At 44.7% G+C, this 18,387-nt stretch carries 14 protein-coding genes and 3 pseudogenes; 16 read left to right on the forward strand and 1 reads right to left on the reverse strand.

Annotated elements, in window-relative coordinates:
• Window positions 1–73 precede the first annotated feature (73 nt).
• The 16 genes and pseudogenes from JCM19037_RS05175 to JCM19037_RS05240 all read left to right on the forward strand — a co-directional run bounded on the left by JCM19037_RS05175 (window position 74) and on the right by JCM19037_RS05240 (window position 16,967).
• Window positions 74–2,434, forward strand: a complete 2,361-nt coding sequence (locus tag JCM19037_RS05175) for a DNA polymerase III subunit alpha (RefSeq protein WP_052363569.1) — start codon at window positions 74–76, stop codon at window positions 2,432–2,434.
• Window positions 2,373–3,146, forward strand: coding sequence for an OB-fold nucleic acid binding domain-containing protein (locus tag JCM19037_RS22140; protein ID WP_193744664.1), 774 nt, complete (start codon window positions 2,373–2,375; stop codon window positions 3,144–3,146). The genes JCM19037_RS05175 and JCM19037_RS22140 overlap by 62 nt, the downstream gene beginning before the upstream one ends.
• Window positions 3,143–3,394, forward strand: a complete 252-nt coding sequence (locus JCM19037_RS22145; protein WP_152548951.1) for a hypothetical protein — start codon at window positions 3,143–3,145, stop codon at window positions 3,392–3,394. Before JCM19037_RS22140 ends, JCM19037_RS22145 begins: the two co-directional genes overlap by 4 nt.
• A gap of 184 nt (window positions 3,395–3,578) precedes the next feature.
• The gene (locus JCM19037_RS05180; protein WP_042398578.1) at window positions 3,579–4,814 is read left to right on the forward strand and encodes an NADP-dependent malic enzyme; all 1,236 of its coding nucleotides are present in this window, start codon (window positions 3,579–3,581) and stop codon (window positions 4,812–4,814) included.
• Between the two features lie 104 nt (window positions 4,815–4,918).
• Window positions 4,919–5,802: pseudogene (gene accD / locus JCM19037_RS05185) on the forward strand (acetyl-CoA carboxylase, carboxyltransferase subunit beta).
• Window positions 5,799–6,743 carry an acetyl-CoA carboxylase carboxyl transferase subunit alpha gene (gene accA / locus JCM19037_RS05190; RefSeq protein ID WP_042398580.1) on the forward strand — a complete coding sequence of 315 codons (945 nt, stop codon included), beginning with the start codon at window positions 5,799–5,801 and terminating at the stop codon, window positions 6,741–6,743. The pseudogene accD and the gene accA overlap by 4 nt, the downstream one beginning before the upstream one ends.
• Window positions 6,744–6,777: 34 nt before the next feature.
• A pseudogene (gene pfkA / locus JCM19037_RS05195) lies at window positions 6,778–7,736 on the forward strand (6-phosphofructokinase).
• Between the two features lie 18 nt (window positions 7,737–7,754).
• Window positions 7,755–9,508, forward strand: a pseudogene (pyk, locus tag JCM19037_RS05200) (pyruvate kinase).
• Window positions 9,509–9,551: 43 nt separating this feature from the next.
• Window positions 9,552–9,926 carry an FxsA family protein gene (locus tag JCM19037_RS05205; protein ID WP_052363572.1) on the forward strand — a complete coding sequence of 125 codons (375 nt, stop codon included), beginning with the start codon at window positions 9,552–9,554 and terminating at the stop codon, window positions 9,924–9,926.
• A 520-nt stretch (window positions 9,927–10,446) separates the two neighbouring features.
• Window positions 10,447–11,562: a citrate synthase gene (gene citZ, locus JCM19037_RS05210; RefSeq protein WP_042398586.1), complete on the forward strand. Its 1,116-nt coding sequence runs from the start codon at window positions 10,447–10,449 to the stop codon at window positions 11,560–11,562.
• A 59-nt stretch (window positions 11,563–11,621) separates the two neighbouring features.
• Window positions 11,622–12,890 (forward strand): NADP-dependent isocitrate dehydrogenase, encoded by a 1,269-nt coding sequence (icd, locus tag JCM19037_RS05215; protein ID WP_042398589.1) that lies wholly within the window; start codon window positions 11,622–11,624, stop codon window positions 12,888–12,890.
• Between the two features lie 25 nt (window positions 12,891–12,915).
• Window positions 12,916–13,860: a malate dehydrogenase gene (gene mdh / locus JCM19037_RS05220; protein WP_042398590.1), complete on the forward strand. Its 945-nt coding sequence runs from the start codon at window positions 12,916–12,918 to the stop codon at window positions 13,858–13,860.
• 197 nt (window positions 13,861–14,057) lie between these two features.
• Window positions 14,058–14,279, forward strand: coding sequence for a twin-arginine translocase TatA/TatE family subunit (tatA, locus tag JCM19037_RS05225; RefSeq protein WP_042398593.1), 222 nt, complete (start codon window positions 14,058–14,060; stop codon window positions 14,277–14,279).
• Window positions 14,280–14,444: 165 nt separating this feature from the next.
• Window positions 14,445–15,167 carry a response regulator transcription factor gene (locus JCM19037_RS05230; protein WP_042398596.1) on the forward strand — a complete coding sequence of 241 codons (723 nt, stop codon included), beginning with the start codon at window positions 14,445–14,447 and terminating at the stop codon, window positions 15,165–15,167.
• Window positions 15,164–15,946: a HAMP domain-containing protein gene (locus JCM19037_RS05235; RefSeq protein ID WP_042398599.1), complete on the forward strand. Its 783-nt coding sequence runs from the start codon at window positions 15,164–15,166 to the stop codon at window positions 15,944–15,946. The genes JCM19037_RS05230 and JCM19037_RS05235 overlap by 4 nt, the downstream gene beginning before the upstream one ends.
• A gap of 217 nt (window positions 15,947–16,163) precedes the next feature.
• The gene (locus JCM19037_RS05240; protein WP_052363573.1) at window positions 16,164–16,967 is read left to right on the forward strand and encodes a cell wall metabolism sensor histidine kinase WalK; all 804 of its coding nucleotides are present in this window, start codon (window positions 16,164–16,166) and stop codon (window positions 16,965–16,967) included.
• Between the two features lie 1,035 nt (window positions 16,968–18,002).
• Here JCM19037_RS05240 and JCM19037_RS05245 read toward each other — a convergent pair.
• Window positions 18,003–18,371 (reverse strand): YusW family protein, encoded by a 369-nt coding sequence (locus tag JCM19037_RS05245; RefSeq protein ID WP_042398602.1) that lies wholly within the window; start codon window positions 18,369–18,371, stop codon window positions 18,003–18,005.
• Window positions 18,372–18,387 lie beyond the last annotated feature (16 nt).

Here is an 18,387-nt window from a genome sequence, read left to right on the forward strand (position 1 = left end):
AGCATTATGTATATCAAAAAGTGGGCCAAGTTATGAATGAAATCACCGGTATTTCTTGCAAGGAGGAAAATGAATGTCGTCATACGTCCATTTGCAAGTAAAAAGTGAATACACGCTACTCTCGAGTACGTGTCGCATTGAGGAACTCGTTAAGCAAGCGGCGGTCGATTATGACGCGCTTGCCCTCACCGATCTAAACGTCATGCACGGCGCTCGGAAGTTTTACGATGCGTGCTTACGTTACGGTATCCAACCGATTATCGGTTTGGAAGCAGAAATGATTTGTCATGAAACGAAAGGTACAGTGCTCCTATACGCGATGGACAATCGGGGATACGAAGATTTATTAAAGGTATCTTCATATTTGATGTCGAAAGCGACGCCACTCACGGCTAAGCAACTGCTAGATATGACTGGCAACCGAGTGATCATCGTCCTACCTGAAGCCTCGCATCCAATCGCTTCTCACATAGAAGCCGGTGATGATGAAGCAGCGAACCGTAGCCTTTCATTTTGGCGTGAACATGTGCACAGTGACCGTCTATTTGCAGGGGTTTTACCTGATACACAAGCGAGTTTGCATCATCATGAACAGTGGAGACAATTGATGAAGGGGCATGATGTTCCTCTAGCGGCGACGGGGAATGTAACGATGCTTACGCGTGAAGACGAACGGGTAAAACAGCTGCTTACTGCGGTGAAGACCGACCGACCAATTCATGATGTGAATCGTTACGAATGGAGAGATGAGTCGTATCTGTTTGACCCGAGTGAAGTGAACAGGCGTTGGCCTTCAGATGAAGAAGCACTGCACAATGTTCGTCACATTCAACGTTCATGTGACGTTCAGCTCGATCAGATCAAAACGTCTTTGCCTGTATATAGAAGCGGTCCGGACACCGTTGAATTTACGTTGAGAAATTTAGTGATGACCGGAGCAAAAAAGCGATATTCAGAAGTGACTGCCTCAGTTCAAGAAAGAATAAATAAAGAGCTACACGTAATCGAGAGTATGAACTACGAAGATTATTTCTTAATCGTTTGGGACTTTATGGATTACGCACGACAAAAAGGGATCTTAACAGGTCCAGGCAGGGGCTCAGCTGCTGGATCCATTGTCGCCTATTGCTTGTTCATTACAGATGTTGACCCTATTGCCTATGATCTTTTGTTTGAGCGCTTCTTAAACCCTGAGCGCGTTTCATTGCCTGACATTGATATTGACTTTCCTGATCATCGACGGGACGAGGTAATGAGGTATGTGATGTCTCGCTATTCAGAGGAGCGGACGGCACAGATCGTTACGTTTGGGACGTTCGGAAAAAGAGCGGCGCTTAGAGATGCGGCAAAAGCATTAGGGGTGAGAGAAGCCCTTCTTGAAAGAATGCTGAAGTTTTTACCTCAACAAGCACAACATTTACGAGCTGCACGAGAAGAGAGCAAAGATTTGTCTGCACTGCTCGAAGAAAATGAAGAAGCTCATTCATTGTACGAATTTGCATCAGCCATTGAAGGGCTGCCGAGGCATACATCCTTACACGCAGCGGGGGTTGTTCTAAGTGAGCGGCCACTGCAAGAAGTGATTCCAACGATGAAAAATGACCAAGGTATTACCGTCACACAGTTGCCAATGGAAGATTTGGAGGCGTTTGGTCTTTTAAAGATTGACTTGTTAGGACTTCGGAATTTGACGTTGCTTGAGCATATCCAAAGGGCTGTGAAAGCGAATGCGGGCGTTGATATTCACCCGAAAGAAGTGCCTTTGGATGATGCGTTGACGTATTCTTTATTGCAATCTGCCCAGACGACGGGCGTGTTCCAGTTTGAATCCGCGGGCATGCAGCGGGTGCTCCGCAAATTAAAGCCAAATCAATTTGAAGACTTGGTTGCTGTTAATGCCCTCTATCGTCCGGGTCCTATGGAACAAATCGACACGTTTATCCGCGGAAAAAGAAATCAACAATCTGTGTCCTACCCCCATCCGGCATTGGAAGCAATCCTCTCATCAACGTATGGGGTGATGGTTTACCAAGAACAGGTGATGAGTGTGGCGGTAACGATCGCAGGTTACTCTTTAGCCGATGCCGACCTGCTCAGAAGAGCGGTAAGTAAAAAGAATAAAGAAGAACTTGAGCGTGAAGAGGGACGCTTCATTCACGGCGCTAAAGACCAAGGGTTTAGCGAGACAATGGCCGGCCAATTGTTTGCATGGATTGTTAAATTTGCTGATTACGGGTTTAACCGAAGCCACTCGGTTGCTTATAGTTTCATTGCCTATCAGATTGCGTACTTCAAGGCGAACTACCCGTTAGCATTTTACATGTCTTACTTGAACACGATTGGCAATGATCGCACGCGATTGCAACGGACGATTGCCGAAATTAAAGAACGAGGATGGAAAGTCTATCCACTCCATTCAAACAAGTGGCTATGAATTTACGACGGAACGAGAAGGTATACGATTTCCGCTCCAAAGCATAACGGGGATTGGGAAACAAGTGGCTCATCGAATAGTTGATGAACGAATGATAAATGGAAGCTATTATACGTTCGTTGATTTTTGTCGACGTGTAAAGTCCATCGGGTTGAATCGTAAAACAATCGCAAACTTAGTAAAAGCAGGGGCGATGGACGCTTTTGAGTGGAACCGATCCACCCTCTTGCAGTCAATCGATCGAGCGTTAGAGTTTGTCGATTTTGCAGAAGACATTGGCACGTTGTTCCATAGCGGGGAAGGGGATTTCCGTTTTGCCGATGCAGTGCCTTTTACGAAACTTGAAGAGCTAGAATACGAACGAGAAATGACCGGTTTTTATTTAAGTGGACACCCCTTGTCTCATTATGCTCATGTAGCAAGTGTTCGACATCCAAAAACGATACTTCAAGTGCTTGCACTTGAAGTAGCAAACAGTGCTTGGGTTGCAGGTCGAGCGGATGTCGTCACGACCATTCGGACAAAAAATGGGCAAACAATGGCTTTCTTGCAACTAAGTGACGAGACTGGAGAAATGGAAATCGTTATATTCCCCGAAGTGTATCGGCACGTCTATGACGCCTTCATGAAGGGAAATATATACTCATCCAAGGTAAAGTTGAACAAAGGCGCCAACAAAAGCAGATTCTTGCTAGTCAAGTGCTCGATTTGAGTCAATCTGAAAAACAACAAGCAGAAACGCTATACTTGAAAGTTCCTGCACACATGAATCGAGAAAAAACGTTACGTGCGATTAAAGGACACCTCACAGTGTTCCCAGGCTTCTCCCCAGTACTTGTATACGACGACAAAAAGAAGCAACTTTATGAGTTGTCAGCGGAGTATGCCACAAAAATTCATCCCGATCTGTTGTTGCGACTTCGTGAAGTGGTTGGTGAAGAAAACGTTGTCAAAAAATAGAGTCAGAGTTTTACATGTAAAAGGATGATTGCACTGATACAGTTTGTTATAATAGAGACCATCTGTACGACATGAATACATGAACCTACCCGTGCAGGCGTCTCGGATTCAACAGATGAATAGGAACTGTTCTATGCGGACGACTGTACAAAATAATACACTTGGTGAAGGAGTGTGGACATACATGCCAACAACGAGAGAAGAAGCATTGCACATCCATAGAATGAAGCAAGGAAAACTCGAATCAAAGTCCAAGATTCCCGTAAGAAATAGCAAAGATCTAAGTCTAGCCTATTCACCGGGCGTTGCTGAACCGTGTAAAGAAATCTTTAACGATAAACAAAAAGTTTTTGAGTACACAATGAAAGGAAACATGGTCGCTGTCGTTTCTGATGGAAGTGCGGTTTTAGGACTCGGAAACATCGGTCCAGAAGCGTCTCTTCCAGTAATGGAAGGAAAAGCAGTTTTGTTTAAGTCGTTTGCTGGTGTTGATGCGTTTCCGATTTGTTTAGACACGTCTGACCCAGAGAAAATCATCGAAACGGTGAAATTAATGCAACCGACATTTGGAGGCGTTAATCTTGAAGATATCGCTGCACCAAACTGTTTTATCATTGAGGAACGTTTGAAGAAAGAAACGAACATTCCGATATTCCACGATGATCAGCATGGTACGGCCATCGTGACGCTTGCAGGACTAATTAATGCATTGAAAGTAACGAACCGTCAGTTATCTGACATCAAAGTCGTTGCGAATGGTGCAGGAGCTGCAGGTATTGCCATTGTAAAGTTACTTCAAAGCATGGGCGTACGTGAAATTGTCATGTGCGATAGCCGCGGTGCCATTTATGAAGGGCGTTCCAGTGGAATGAACCCGATTAAAGAGGAGATTGCAAAAGTCACGAATTCCGCGAAGAAAACCGGATCTTTGGAAGATGTGATTGCTGGAACCGATGTGTTTATCGGAGTGTCTGTTGAGGGCGCGTTGACAAAAGAAATGATCGAGAGCATGAACGACGATGCCATTATTTTTGCGATGGCGAACCCGAATCCAGAGATTATGCCTGAGGATGCAAAAGCTGCTGGAGCGAGTGTTATTGGAACGGGCCGTTCTGATTTCCCAAATCAAGTGAATAACGTATTAGCGTTTCCTGGTATATTCAGAGGGGCATTGGATGTGAATGCAACGCATATCAATGAAGAGATGAAACGTGCCGCTGTGTATGCCATTGCTGACCTCATTACTGATCAAGAACTCACTCGAGATTACGTCATTCCTGCACCGTTTGATCCACGCGTCGCTCCTGAGGTTGCGGCTGCGGTTGCGAAGACGGCAATGGAGACGGGTGTTGCCCGCAAAGAGGCAGATCCAGAGGAAGTTAAAAGGCGCACGCGTGAAATGGCTATGATTGAAGAATAGCTCGATACGACGAGGTACAGAAGCGATCGTCTCACGAGACGATCGTTTTTAACCATTTGTATGACCGTAGGGTGAGCGGGCGAGAGCAAGAGAGAGGTGATAGCATGTTCAAAGATTTGTTTTCTAAGAAAAGAAAGTATGCAACCATTCCATCGGAACGAACACAACCGAACAAAATGAATGACGGTGTGATGACAAAGTGTCCGAGCTGCAAAACCATTATGTATTCTCGAGAACTAAAAAAGCATCATAATGTTTGCATTGAGTGCAACCATCATTTCCGGTTAACGGCAAGAGACCGAATCAATAGCCTAATTGACGTGGGGACATTCAAGGAATTTGATATTGGAATGCTCTCTCATAACCCGCTCGATTTCCCGGATTATGAAGAGAAGCTAGAGAAAGATCAGCAAAAGACCGGTCTGAATGAAGCTGTCGTTACCGGTGCTGGGGAAATGGATGGCTACCCAGTCATCATCGGTGTGATGGACCCACGATTTCGGATGGCGAGTATGGGAACGGTCGTTGGGAGAAGATTAAACGAGCCATCGAAGCCGCGATTGAAACGAAAACCCCATTTATTATGTTTAGCGCTTCAGGGGGAGCAAGGATGCAAGAGGGCGTTTTAAGTTTAATGCAAATGGCGAAGACGTCGGTTGCTCTCAAAAAGCTTGATGAAGCCCGTGTACCTTTTATTTCGTTTATGACCCACCCGACGACTGGCGGGGTGTCCGCAAGCTTTGCATCACTTGGTGACTACAATTTTTCTGAGCCAGGTGCACTGATCGGTTTTGCCGGCAGGAGGATTATTGAACAGACCATTCGTGAAGAACTTCCCGATGATTTTCAAACGGCAGAGTTCCTGCTTGATCATGGACAACTTGATGGGGTCATTGATCGTAAAGACATTCACAAAACACTTGTAACTATAATTAAGATGCACGCAGTAGACCACCAGGGCAACCAAGGAGGACAAAGTGCACAATGACACAAAAGCTTCCGTTTGAACAACCTGTTGTCGAACTTCAAAATAAAATTGACGAGTTAAAGAACTTCACGAAGGATAAAGATATCGATTTGGAAGATGAAATCTCTTATCTTGAAGGAAGACTTCAACAAGTAGAGTCCCAAATCTATGATCATTTAAAGCCTTGGGAACGCGTGCAAATTGCACGTCATTCAGAGAGGCCCACTACGTACGATTACATTGAACATTTATTCACAGACTTTATTGAGCTCCACGGTGATCGTCTTTTTGGCGATGACGATGCGATTGTTGGTGGATTAGCTTATTACAAAGGACAGCCCGTCACGATTATCGGACATCAGCGAGGACGTAATACAAAAGAGAACATACAGCGCAATTTCGGTATGCCCCACCCAGAAGGGTATCGGAAAGCTTTGCGGTTGATGAAACAGGCCGATAAGTTTGGTAGACCGATTATTTGCCTTGTCGACACAAAAGGGGCATTCCCTGGTAAAGCGGCAGAGGAGAGAGGTCAAAGCGAAGCCATTGCCCGAAACTTATTAGAGATGGGCGGTTTTACGGTCCCATCAATTGGCATTGTCATTGGCGAAGGTGGCAGCGGAGGCGCATTAGCGCTAGGGGTTTGCAACCGTATGTTCATGCTGGAGAACTCAACCTACTCTGTCATATCTCCGGAAGGTGCCGCAGCCATTCTTTGGAAGGACGCATCACTTGCTCAACGTGCGGCAGAGACGATGAAAATAACGGCCCCAGACCTTAGTGAACTAGGGGTTATTGACGGTGTCATCCGAGAAGTAAGAGGTGGTGCACACCACAACGTCGAGGAACAAGCGGGCTACATTGATAGTGTATTGGATCAACACTTGACGGAGCTAATGAAGATGAGTGGAGAACAATTGCGAGAACAACGATACGATAAATTTAGTCGGATCGGCCTCTAAAACAGACAGTGACCCAAAATAAGGGGTGAGAGAGATGAAACGAATAGGTGTCTTAACGAGCGGAGGCGACTCGCCTGGTATGAATGCAGCCATACGAGCAGTCGTCAGGAAAGCAATTTTTCATGATGTTGAAGTATATGGGGTGCGTTACGGGTATGCAGGCCTCATTAGTAATGATATTCATAAACTGGAAGTTGGAGATGTAGGAGATATTATCCACCGAGGTGGAACGATGCTCTATACGGCGAGGTGTGAAGAGTTTAAAACACCGGAAGGTCAGCAGACAGCCGTCGACAATTTGAAGAAGTGTGGCATTGAAGGGCTCGTCGTGGTAGGTGGAGACGGCTCCTTTCGAGGTGCAGAAGCGTTAACCGCACGAGGTTTTCCGACAATAGGTGTGCCTGGAACGATCGACAACGATGTACCAGGTACCGATTACACGATCGGGTTTGATACAGCACTCAACACGGTCATTAATGCCATCGACAAGATCAGAGATACGGCTACATCTCACGAGCGAACGTACGTCATTGAGGTGATGGGGCGCGATGCAGGTGACCTAGCACTATGGTCAGGTCTGGCTGATGGAGCAGAAACGATTTTAATCCCTGAACAACCCCATGATATTCATGAGGTTGTTGAGCGTTTGTTAAGAGGTCATCGTCGTGGAAAGAAGCATAGTATTATCATTGTTGCTGAAGGTGTCGGCAGCGGTGTGGACTTCGGGAATAAAATTCAAGAAGAAACGGGGCTTGAGACACGGGTAACCGTCTTAGGCCATATTCAACGTGGCGGGTCCCGACAGGATTTGATCGGGTGCTTGCGAGCCGACTCGCAGCCAAAGCGGTAGAATTACTTCTAGCTGGTGAAGCTGGAAAGATGGTCGGGATCGTAAACAATGAGCTCGTCGACCAGCCAATTGACGCTGCATTGAAACTAAAACACGAAGTTGACTATACGATGTACAAGCTTTCCCAAGAACTTTCAATCTAACCGAACAGGAGGTCTAGTATGCGAAAAACAAAGATCGTAGCAACGATTGGTCCGGCTTCAGAAGACAAAGCCATGCTGAAGCGACTCATTGAAGCAGGTATGAATGTGGCTCGCCTGAACTTTTCCCATGGAAATCATGAAGAACATGAGAATCGCATCCTACAAATTCGCGAGGCAGCTCGAGAAGTCGGCAAAAACGTGTCGATTTTACTAGACACAAAAGGTCCAGAAATTCGTACCTTTAATATGGAAGATGATGGGATTCACTTAGAGAAAGGCACGTCCATCATTGTGTCTGGAGAAGAAGTGCTAGGAACGAAAGAGCGCATCGGAGTGACGTATCCACACCTTGCCAAAGATGTTGAGCCAGGGAACGTCATTTTGTTAGATGACGGACTCATCGGACTGTCTGTCGATGCCATTGAAGGCAAGGACGTCCGGGCAACGGTTATGAATAACGGATTGTTAAAGAATAAAAAAGGGGTAAATTTGCCGAAAGTAAAAGTGAATTTACCAGGAATGACTGACAAAGATGCTGCAGACATCCGCTTTGGGATTGAGCAAGGCGTTGATTTTATTGCTGCTTCATTTGTACGTCGTGCTTCTGATGTGTTAGAAATTCGTGAACTACTCGAAGCTCATGGTGCAGAAGATACACACATTATCCCTAAGATTGAGAACGAAGAAGGCGTCGAAAACATTAACGAGATTCTCGAAGTGTCAGATGGCCTAATGGTTGCAAGGGGGGACCTCGGTGTGGAAATTCCACCTGAAGAAGTTCCTCTCGTACAAAAGCAGCTCATTAAGAAGAGCAACGCGATGGCTAAACCAGTCATAACCGCAACCCAAATGCTTGATTCCATGCAACGAAATCCTAGCCAACGCGCGCAGAAGCGAGCGATGTTGCCAATGCGATTTTTGATGGAACTGATGCAATTATGTTGTCTGGTGAAACCGCAGCTGGTGATTATCCGTATGAAGCAGTAGAAACGATGAGCAATATTGCAACACGTACAGAATCTGCTCTCGATTACGAAGCATTACTCACTGCCGTAGCGGAGGAGAGCCGCACGACGATTACAAACTCGATTAGTCAGGCGGTATCTAAGACTGCGCTAGCTCTGAACAGCTCTGCAATTTTAACGGCGACAGAAAGTGGGTACACTGCTCGCCTCGTATCGAAGTACCGACCGAAAGCTAAGATCATTGCGGTTACGAGTGATGAGCGTGTTCAACGACGCTTAAACCTCGTTTGGGGTGTACATCCATTGCTAGGTACGAAGGTCGAAACGACCGATGAAATGTTTGATGAAACGGTTTCCGTTGCCCTCTCAAACGATGAAATCCAACATGGTGATTTGGTCGTGATTACCGCCGGAGTTCCAGTAGGGAAAGTCGGTACAACGAATATCATGAAAGTTCACGTGATTGGAGAAGTTGCTGCAAAAGGTCAAGGCATTGGCAGAACGACGGCTAGTGGCCGAGCGGTTGTGGCTGAACAGGCAAATGATGCAAACGAACGAATGTCACCTGGCGACATTCTCGTTACGCGTAGCACCGATAAAGATATGATGCCTGCATTTGAAAAAGCGAGCGCTGTCATAACCGAAGAAGGTGGACTCACATGCCACGCTGCTGTTGTAGGCATAACGCTTGGCATTCCGGTGATTGTCGGTGTAAGTGAAGCGATTCGGATCTTTGAAGATGGTGAGGAACTTACCGTAGATAGTGCGCGTGGCGATATTTATAAAGGACATGCAAGTGTGTTATAGGTGAACGAAGAGAGGAGGAGAATGTAGATGTAGATTTATCGTATTGTTATTGTTACTCATCCCAATTATAGAGATTCTCGGCATCTGGATGGTCGGGAGTTGGCTCGGTGTCGGGTGGACAGTCCTTCTAATGCTCGCAACGAGTGTTATTGGCTTTCTTATGGCAAGGAGCCAAGGCCGCCAAGCTTGGCAGGTGTTTATGTTGCAAGTCAATAATCGTGAAGTGCCTACCGGTACAGCAATTGATGGAGTGTGTATTTTGCTCGCTGGATTTTTACTGATCGCACCGGGATTTGTCACCGACCTCGTTGGCTTTATTCTCCTCGTTCCGTTTACTCGTAACTATGTGAGAGCATTCCTGACGCACACGTTCCATAAATTGATGGCGAGCGGTAAATTTATCGTTATTAAAAGATAAGAGGGCAGAGTCCCTCTTATTCTTATGCGGGCAACCGAAAACGCCTAGCTAGTAATATGTGGGAACCGAAAATAGCAAAACGTCATCATTCCTAGTATACAAACGGTTATCCATTCTTAAATGCTTGTATACAAAAAGACATATTAAAAAAGATTTGTGCGTTTTCGTTCACAAAAGGATGAATAATGTTTATAATAGAGGATGTTGAAAAAACTGGAGAAATCGTAAAGCGCCATAGTATATACGATGATGAGTGCTCGGGCCGACGATGAGGACATCGTTATCTAAGAATAAGAAACGGATAGGGATAACAACGCAAAAAAACGGAGTTACCTTATAGACATTCATGGTGCGCGAATTTTTCTAGTCACAGCAGCCTTCTCGTTTCTACGATCTGTCTGCTTATACACGTCTGCAGAGAGATTTTCTTGAGAAACGCATAATGATGGTCGGGAATAGAAATTCTATACTTTGATTATCATTCAAAAACGGATTCTTGTTACAAAAGGGAGAGATTGTAATGAGTCAAACTAAAGGTCTAGAAGGAGTCGTCGCAACGACTTCAAGTGTAAGCTCAATTATTGATGATGTACTCACGTACCAAGGGTATCACATTGATGATTTAGCAGAGAAATCTTCTTTTGAAGAGGTCGTGTACTTACTTTGGAACGGACAGCTTCCAAATAAAGAAGAACTTCAATCATTCTCTCAACAGTTGGTTGAGAATATGGAAGTTCCCGAAGAGATTTTTAATTATATGAAAGCGTATCCGATTGCTGACGTACATCCAATGGCGGCACTTCGCACAGCGGTCTCTCAGCTCGGGTTGTATGACGCTGAAGCTGACGAGAGTGACATCGAGACAGCGAAGCGCATTGCTGTGAAGTTGCAAGCGAAAATAGCGACTGTCGTTACAGGATTTGCAAGAATTCGTGAAGGCAAAGAACCAGTAGCGCCTAAAAAAGATTTAAGTTTCGCTGCAAACTTCTTGTACATGCTTAACGGTGAGGAGCCGAATGAAACGGCGACAGATGCATTTAATAAAGCATTAGTTCTTCATGCAGACCACGAACTGAATGCCTCGACATTTACCGCTCGTGTTTGTGTGGCTACACTTTCAGATTTTTATTCAGGTATTACAGCGGCAATTGGCGCTCTTAAAGGGCCATTACACGGTGGAGCGAACGAGCGTGTAATGGGAATGCTATCTGAAATTGACACACCTGAAAATGTTGATAGCTATATTCAAGATATGTTTGATAAAAAAGAAAAGGTTATGGGCTTTGGACACCGCGTGTACAAGAATGGAGATCCACGTGCGAAGCATTTACGTGAGATGTCCAAAAAACTTGCCGACATCACCGGTGAAGATAAGTGGTATGAGATGAGTCTTGCTGTTGAAAAGAAAGTGACGGATAGTAAAGGTCTTTTACCGAACGTCGATTTCTATTCAGCGTCGATGTACCATAGCCTAGGCATTGATCATGATCTATTCACACCGATCTTTGCTGTAAGCCGAGTATCAGGATGGAATGCGCATATTCTTGAGCAATATAGTGACAACCGTCTCATTCGCCCACGCGCTGAATATGTCGGTCCAGATAAGCGCTCTTACGTTCCTCTTGAAGAGCGTTAAGCTTACGAATTCGTAAAGTACGTTTAATCTAACCCAATTTATAGGAGGTCATTTTAACGATGGCAAACGGTGAAAAGATTTCAGTAAATAACGGTGTACTCAACGTTCCAGACAAGCCAGTCATTCCATATATTGAAGGCGATGGTATCGGTCCTGACATTTGGGCAGCGGCTTCTCGCGTTCTTGATGCTGCGGTAGAGAAAGCATATGACGGAAAAAAAGCAATTGAATGGAAGGAGATTCTCGTTGGTGGAAAAGCACATGACCAAACAGGTGAGTGGTTGCCAGAAGAATCTCTAGATGCGATTCGTGAATATCTCATCGCGATTAAAGGACCATTAACAACACCAATTGGCGGTGGAATTCGTTCTTTAAACGTAGCACTTCGCCAAAAACTTGACCTCTATACGTGCCTGCGTCCAGTGCGTCACTTCACAGGTGTACCTTCACCAGTGAAGCGCCCTGAAGAAGTAGACATGTCCATCTTCCGTGAAAACACTGAAGACATTTATGCAGGAATTGAATTTAAAGAAGGAACGCCTGAAGCGAAGAAAGTCGTTGACTTCATCCGCAATGAAATGGGCTCTGAAAACATCCGTTTCCCAGAAACATCTGGTATTGGAATCAAGCCGGTTTCTAAGGAAGGTACGGAAAGACTCGTACGTTCTGCAATTCAATACGCCCTTGATGAAGGTCGTAAGAGTGTGACTCTCGTCCACAAAGGAAACATCATGAAGTTCACTGAAGGTGCGTTTAAGAGCTGGGGTTATGACCTTGCTGAGCGTGAATTTGGAGATCGCGTATTTACGTGGAACCAATACGATGAAATCGTAGAAAAAGAAGGCAAAGACGCAGCGAACAAAGCACAAGATGAAGCTGAAGCTGCAGGTAAGATTATCGTAAAAGATTCGATTGCAGATATCTTCTTACAACAAATCCTTACACGTCCAAAAGAATTTGAAGTTGTTGCGACAATGAACTTGAACGGTGACTACATTTCCGATGCACTCGCAGCTCAAGTAGGTGGAATTGGAATTGCTCCTGGAGCAAACATTAACTATGACACTGGACATGCCATCTTCGAAGCGACTCACGGAACAGCACCAAAGTATGCAGGTCAAGACAAAGTAAATCCTTCATCTGTTATCCTTTCTGGTGAATTAATGCTACGCCACCTTGGATGGAACGAAGCTGCTGAACTTATCACTGCGGCAATGGACAAAACAATTGCAAGCAAAGTTGTCACGTATGATTTCGCTCGTCTGATGGACAACTCTAAAGAAGTGAAATGCTCCGAGTTTGCAGACGAACTCATTAAAAATATGTAAGGTAGATTCCTAGGAGGCAAATCGAATGGCTATTAAACGCAGAAAAGTGTCCGTTATTGGCGGAGGCTTCACAGGAGCGTCTACGGCGCTAATGGTTGCACAAAAAGAACTCGCAGACGTTGTACTCGTTGATATTCCTGACCAAGATGGTCCTGTAAAAGGAAAAGCTTTGGACATGCTTGAAGCAACACCTGTTGAAGGTGCGGATGTGAACGTAGTAGGTACTTCTGATTACAGTGAAACAAAAGATTCAGATGTGGTCGTCATTACAGCAGGCATTGCAAGAAAGCCAGGCATGAGCCGTGATGATCTTGTAAACACGAATGCGAACATCATGAAATCTGTTACTGAGCAAGTTGTGAAGCACTCACCTAACACGTACATTGTTGTGCTTACAAATCCAGCTGACGCCATGACTTACGCTGTATACAAAGCATCCGGTTTCCCAAAAAACCGTGTCATTGGACAATCAGGTGTATTGGATACTGCTCGTTTCCGTACGTTTGTCGCTCAAGAGCTCAAGCTTTCGGTTGAAGACGTGCAAGGATTTGTTCTTGGTGGCCATGGTGATGATATGGTTCCACTCATTCGCTATTCAAGTGTTGGCGGCGTACCGCTAACAAGCTTGCTTTCACAAGAGCGCATCGATGCAATTGTAGAGCGCACACGTAAAGGCGGCGGTGAGATTGTATCCCTCCTCGGAAATGGAAGTGCATATTACGCACCTGCAGCATCTCTTACACAAATGGTAGAAGCGATTCTAAAAGATAAGAAGCGCATTCTCCCATCCATTGCTTACCTTGAAGGAGAGTATGGGTATGAAGATGTTTATGTCGGTGTGCCGACGGTACTAGGTGGAGATGGCATTGAGAAGATCATTGAGCTTGATCTTACTGATGATGAAAAAGAACAATTTGCTACTTCTATTGCATCTGTTCGTAACGTCATGGAAGCTCTTCCTCAACAATAATAATTCAAAACAAAAAACCGGTCGTTGCCGGTTTTGTTTTGAATCTAACTTTCTTATGTTTGGAAAATCGTCTTAATTTGTTTTTGTCCGAAGCGTAACAATATGATATGATGAGTCCGTAGTATATTTCAAAGTTTCCAGGTCACACTAATCATACTTACGCTACGTAATCGACATATTTTGAAGGAGGAAATACGATGGGCATTCCAAATATTGGCATTCCGAGTTTAATTCTCATTCTTGTGATTGCGCTTTTAATCTTTGGGCCTAAAAAGCTCCCTGAAATTGGTGGCGCGTTCGGCAAGACACTCTCTGAGTTTAAGAAATCTACGAAGCAGATGATGGACGATGAGCCGGACCGTAAAGATATTGCTGAGCAACCAACAACGACAGAAACCGGTAAACAACATCAATCATAATGGACTCATAACTGACACATACGCTGTGTCAGTTTCTTTGTGTTGTTTTAAGGCAATGTAAAGACTGCGAAGAATTGGTAAAGATCGTAGAGGTTTGCTTGAGCAGTGTCAGTCGTTCGATTACGATATAAGAACAGATTGTTATACATAAAAGGAGCCACGTTCATGAGCTATCGAATTCTCGTTGTTGATGATGAACCATCCATTGTTACGCTACTCACATATAACTTTGAGCAAGCAGGCTATTCCGTAGACGCTGCAGTAGACGGTGAACAAGCCGTAGAGCAAGCGCTCGCTCATGTGTATGATGTAATCGTTTTGGATTTGATGCTGCCGGTGTTTGATGGCTTGGAAGTGTGTAGAAGACTGCGGGAGCAACAAGTTACAACGCCTATTTTAATGCTGACGGCAAAAGACGAAGAGTTTGATAAAGTGCTAGGGTTGGAACTTGGCGCTGATGATTATTTGACGAAGCCGTTTAGTCCGAGAGAATTAATTGCTAGAGTGCGCGCGATTATTCGGCGTGTAGAGCAGTCGGGCAAAGGACAAAATCAACAGACAGAAGAAGATGCCAATGAAAAGCAATCGATTGGAGATTTGGATGTTTATCCAGATTACCATGAGGCCTATATAAATGAATCGCGCCTAGAGTTAACGCCAAAAGAATTTGAGTTGCTCCTGTATTTGGTGAACAATAAAGGACGTGTACTTACACGTGATCAGTTGCTCAAAGCAATTTGGAATTATGAATTTGTCGGGGACACAAGAATTGTAGATGTGCACATTAGTCATTTGCGAGAGAAGATTGAACCGAATACGAAAAAACCTGTCTATATTAAAACGGTACGTGGGCTTGGGTATAAAATGGAGAATCCACGAAGCCGATGAATACCTTTCGTGCGCGTTTAATGTTTGCATTATTACTCATTATCGTTACGGTACTAACTGCCCTCGGTCTGCTCCTCGGTTCTTTGATGAATGAGATGAATATGGAGCAAACGGTGGACAGGTTGCAAAAGGAAACAAAACTTCTAGCATTGCAAATCAACCCTTTAGACGAAGACCAGTCACTTGACGTTTATATTGAAGAAGCTAGCAAGCAGCTTGATGCTAGGATTACCGTGATTAACGACGAAGGAGCGGTCATCGCAGAAAGCCATGCAAGTTATGAATCCAGCACAGTTGATTATTTGCAAAGACCCGAAATTAGAAATGCAGGGGTAGACGATACGGCTGAGGTGAGAACGAGCGAATCTGTCAATGAAGAGATGCTCTATTACGCAGAGCCGATCGGAAACGGTGAAAATGTGGAAGGGTTTGTTAGAATGGCCCTTAATATTGAGCATATTCACGAGGCGACCGGTCGGGTTTGGCTGTTTATTGGCATTAGCTTCTCTGCGGCACTCCTTATCATCATGATCCTCGGATACCGGGTCGGTCATCAGCTCACTCGACCGATTTATGAGCTCACTGAAATGTCAAAGCAATTGGTGAAAGGCAACTACAAAGCTCGAGCCTATGATGATTCTAGCGATGAAATCGGTCAACTTGCTCGATCTGTTAACTTACTGGCATTGAACTTAGACAAAACAACTAGGCGATATGAACGAGAGCATGACCGATTGCGGGCACTTATTGATCATATGGGAAGCGGTTCATTTTTATAAACCGCCACGGGATCGTCAGTGTAGCAAACCGAATTGGAAGAGAAATCTTTGCTGATGGAGAAGAATTCGAAGGGTTATATTACGAAATTATATCCGATCAAACCCTTGTAAACTTTATTCAATCGGTGTTTATGACCGAAGAAAACAAGCAAGATCGATTACGCTTGTCACGTCGCCAGCCAAAGAGAGCTATTATGAGGTGTACGGCACACCGATTATGAGTGAGCGTAGTGAACTAGAAGGTGTGGTAATCGTCTTGCATGACATATCAGATTTAAAGCGATTAGAGCAGATGAGAAAAGACTTCGTTGCTAACGTATCACATGAATTAAAGACGCCCGTCACTTCCTTGAAAGGTTTTGCTGAAACACTGTTGGATGGCTCTCATGAGGACCCAGTCATTCGAAAGCAATTTTTAGAAATTATTGGGAAAGAAAGCAGTCGACTCCAAGACCTTATTGAAGATTTGCTTGAGCTATCACGTATTGAGCACCATACGTTTCAACTTCATCCTTCGGCGTTCTTTTTGACTGAAGTCATTTCGGAATCATTGACACTTCTTCATAAAAAAGCAGAGAAAAAACACATTCGACTTGAGGAACGATTCCACGAAGAAATGGAAATGGTCGGTGACGCAGCGAGAATTAAACAGCTCGTCATTAATCTCGTCACCAACGCGATTGTGTATACGCCAGAGAACGGACATGTCACCGTGGAGGCGTTTAGAGACGAGGAGAGTCATCGTTGCGTCATTCAAGTAAAAGACAACGGGATTGGTATTGATGAACAGTCCTTGCCTAGAATCTTTGAAAGGTTCTACCGGGTCGATCGTGCCCGTAGTCGAAATTCAGGTGGAACAGGTTTAGGTTTAGCCATCGTCAAACACCTTGTAGAAGCTCAACAAGGTACAATTACTGCAGAAAGTACAGTGAACAAAGGAACGACCTTTACCGTTCGCTTACCATGCTCAGTAACGAATGAAACAAACCGAGTTCCGAAGAGTGAGGCACTCGTGCGTTGACTTGATTTAAGAACTATAAAAAGGGCTGTCTAAAAGTTTCTAACGTAAAATCGGAGTACAGATCGTTTTTGATCTGTACTCCGATTTTTGTATGTACGTTTTTTATATGAACTGTATTGGCGGGCGAGGCCCATCGTTTTCTGCAAAGTGTGGAGTATCCCGACTGATCGGAACGAAAGAATTTCATGGGGTGCTAGCATGTGGAGGTTCCATTGTGGACAAAAGTGGAATCACTCCAAGAGTATTTACACAGGGTGGGGCAGGGCATCGTTCGCATCGTGTGCGTAGTTTGTTCCAACTGGAGCGCAGATTGGACTAAACTTAACACCTTACGACCGATCGGCCCAGCGGGGCCGATCCGAAATCGGTCTCGATTCGGCGCGACTCGCGCCGACAGAATTATCGGTTTTCAAATTAGGGTTCGGGGCAGGGAGTGCGATTCAATCTTTGTGGCGTTGCGCGGACGAATGTGAACATCGCTTTGGAACTAGATTGCCGTTTATTCTCGTTAAAGTGCTGATTCTGATTCCATTAACGGATGTTTGGAAGTAGATGCCGATCGATTGGAATCAGAAAGAGGCTAAACGGGCACATATGAGTGAATCTGGTTCCAATCGGTGATCTTTGGAACTCGTTCTCCCGCCCCAGCCTCAAAAACCGTGCAACTCAGAAAGAGATTTTAGCATAGGAACTCCTATGGTAAAATTTCTCCTCTTTTTCGCACCCAGGTGTTGCAAATCCTACCATAGAACAATGGTGTGATTTTAGCTAAATCAACTTCCAAAATAGAAAAAATCTTACCATAGCCAGAAGCCACCCCGAGGTTTGCTTAAAACGCCAAGTCTTTAAAACCGTAGCACTGTCTACACTGCTCGTTCTCATCGCCCTCGTCGTTAGACCGAGGAGGCCTCCGCGACCTTGAAAACACGGAGGTCGTCTTATGCCACCGAGGTTACACTGCTCGTCTGGACTGCATAGAAAAACGGGCTGTGCCGAAGGTCTATTCTAAGACCTTATCGATCAGCCCCTTTACGATTACTTCACCGTTTGCGATTTCCCGCCATCAAACGTAAGTTCTAGTGAAAAGTCTTTTACTTCTTTTTCCGATAACTGAAGTTTGTCCAAAACCTTTAATTTAACTTGCTCATCTTGAAGGTCTTGGGTGAGTCCTAAACTGAATATAAACGATTCAACTTCAGGTTTCGCTTCTTCACCGCTAAGCTCCTGGTCATTCATCTGATACTCGTACGTTTCATCAAACAAATGGTATGTTATTTCATACGTTTCTTCTGCATGTACAACCAACTCAAAATCGGTAATACTCGGACTGGCGTAACCAATTGACGATACAAACCCGCTGAACAAGATCAGAATGAGTAGCAGGATGATGATGACTTTCTTCACAGAATTCCCTCCTTTG

Source organism: Geomicrobium sp. JCM 19037 (assembly GCF_000698105.1).
Classification (GTDB): Bacteria; Bacillota; Bacilli; order Bacillales; family Marinococcaceae; genus Geomicrobium_A.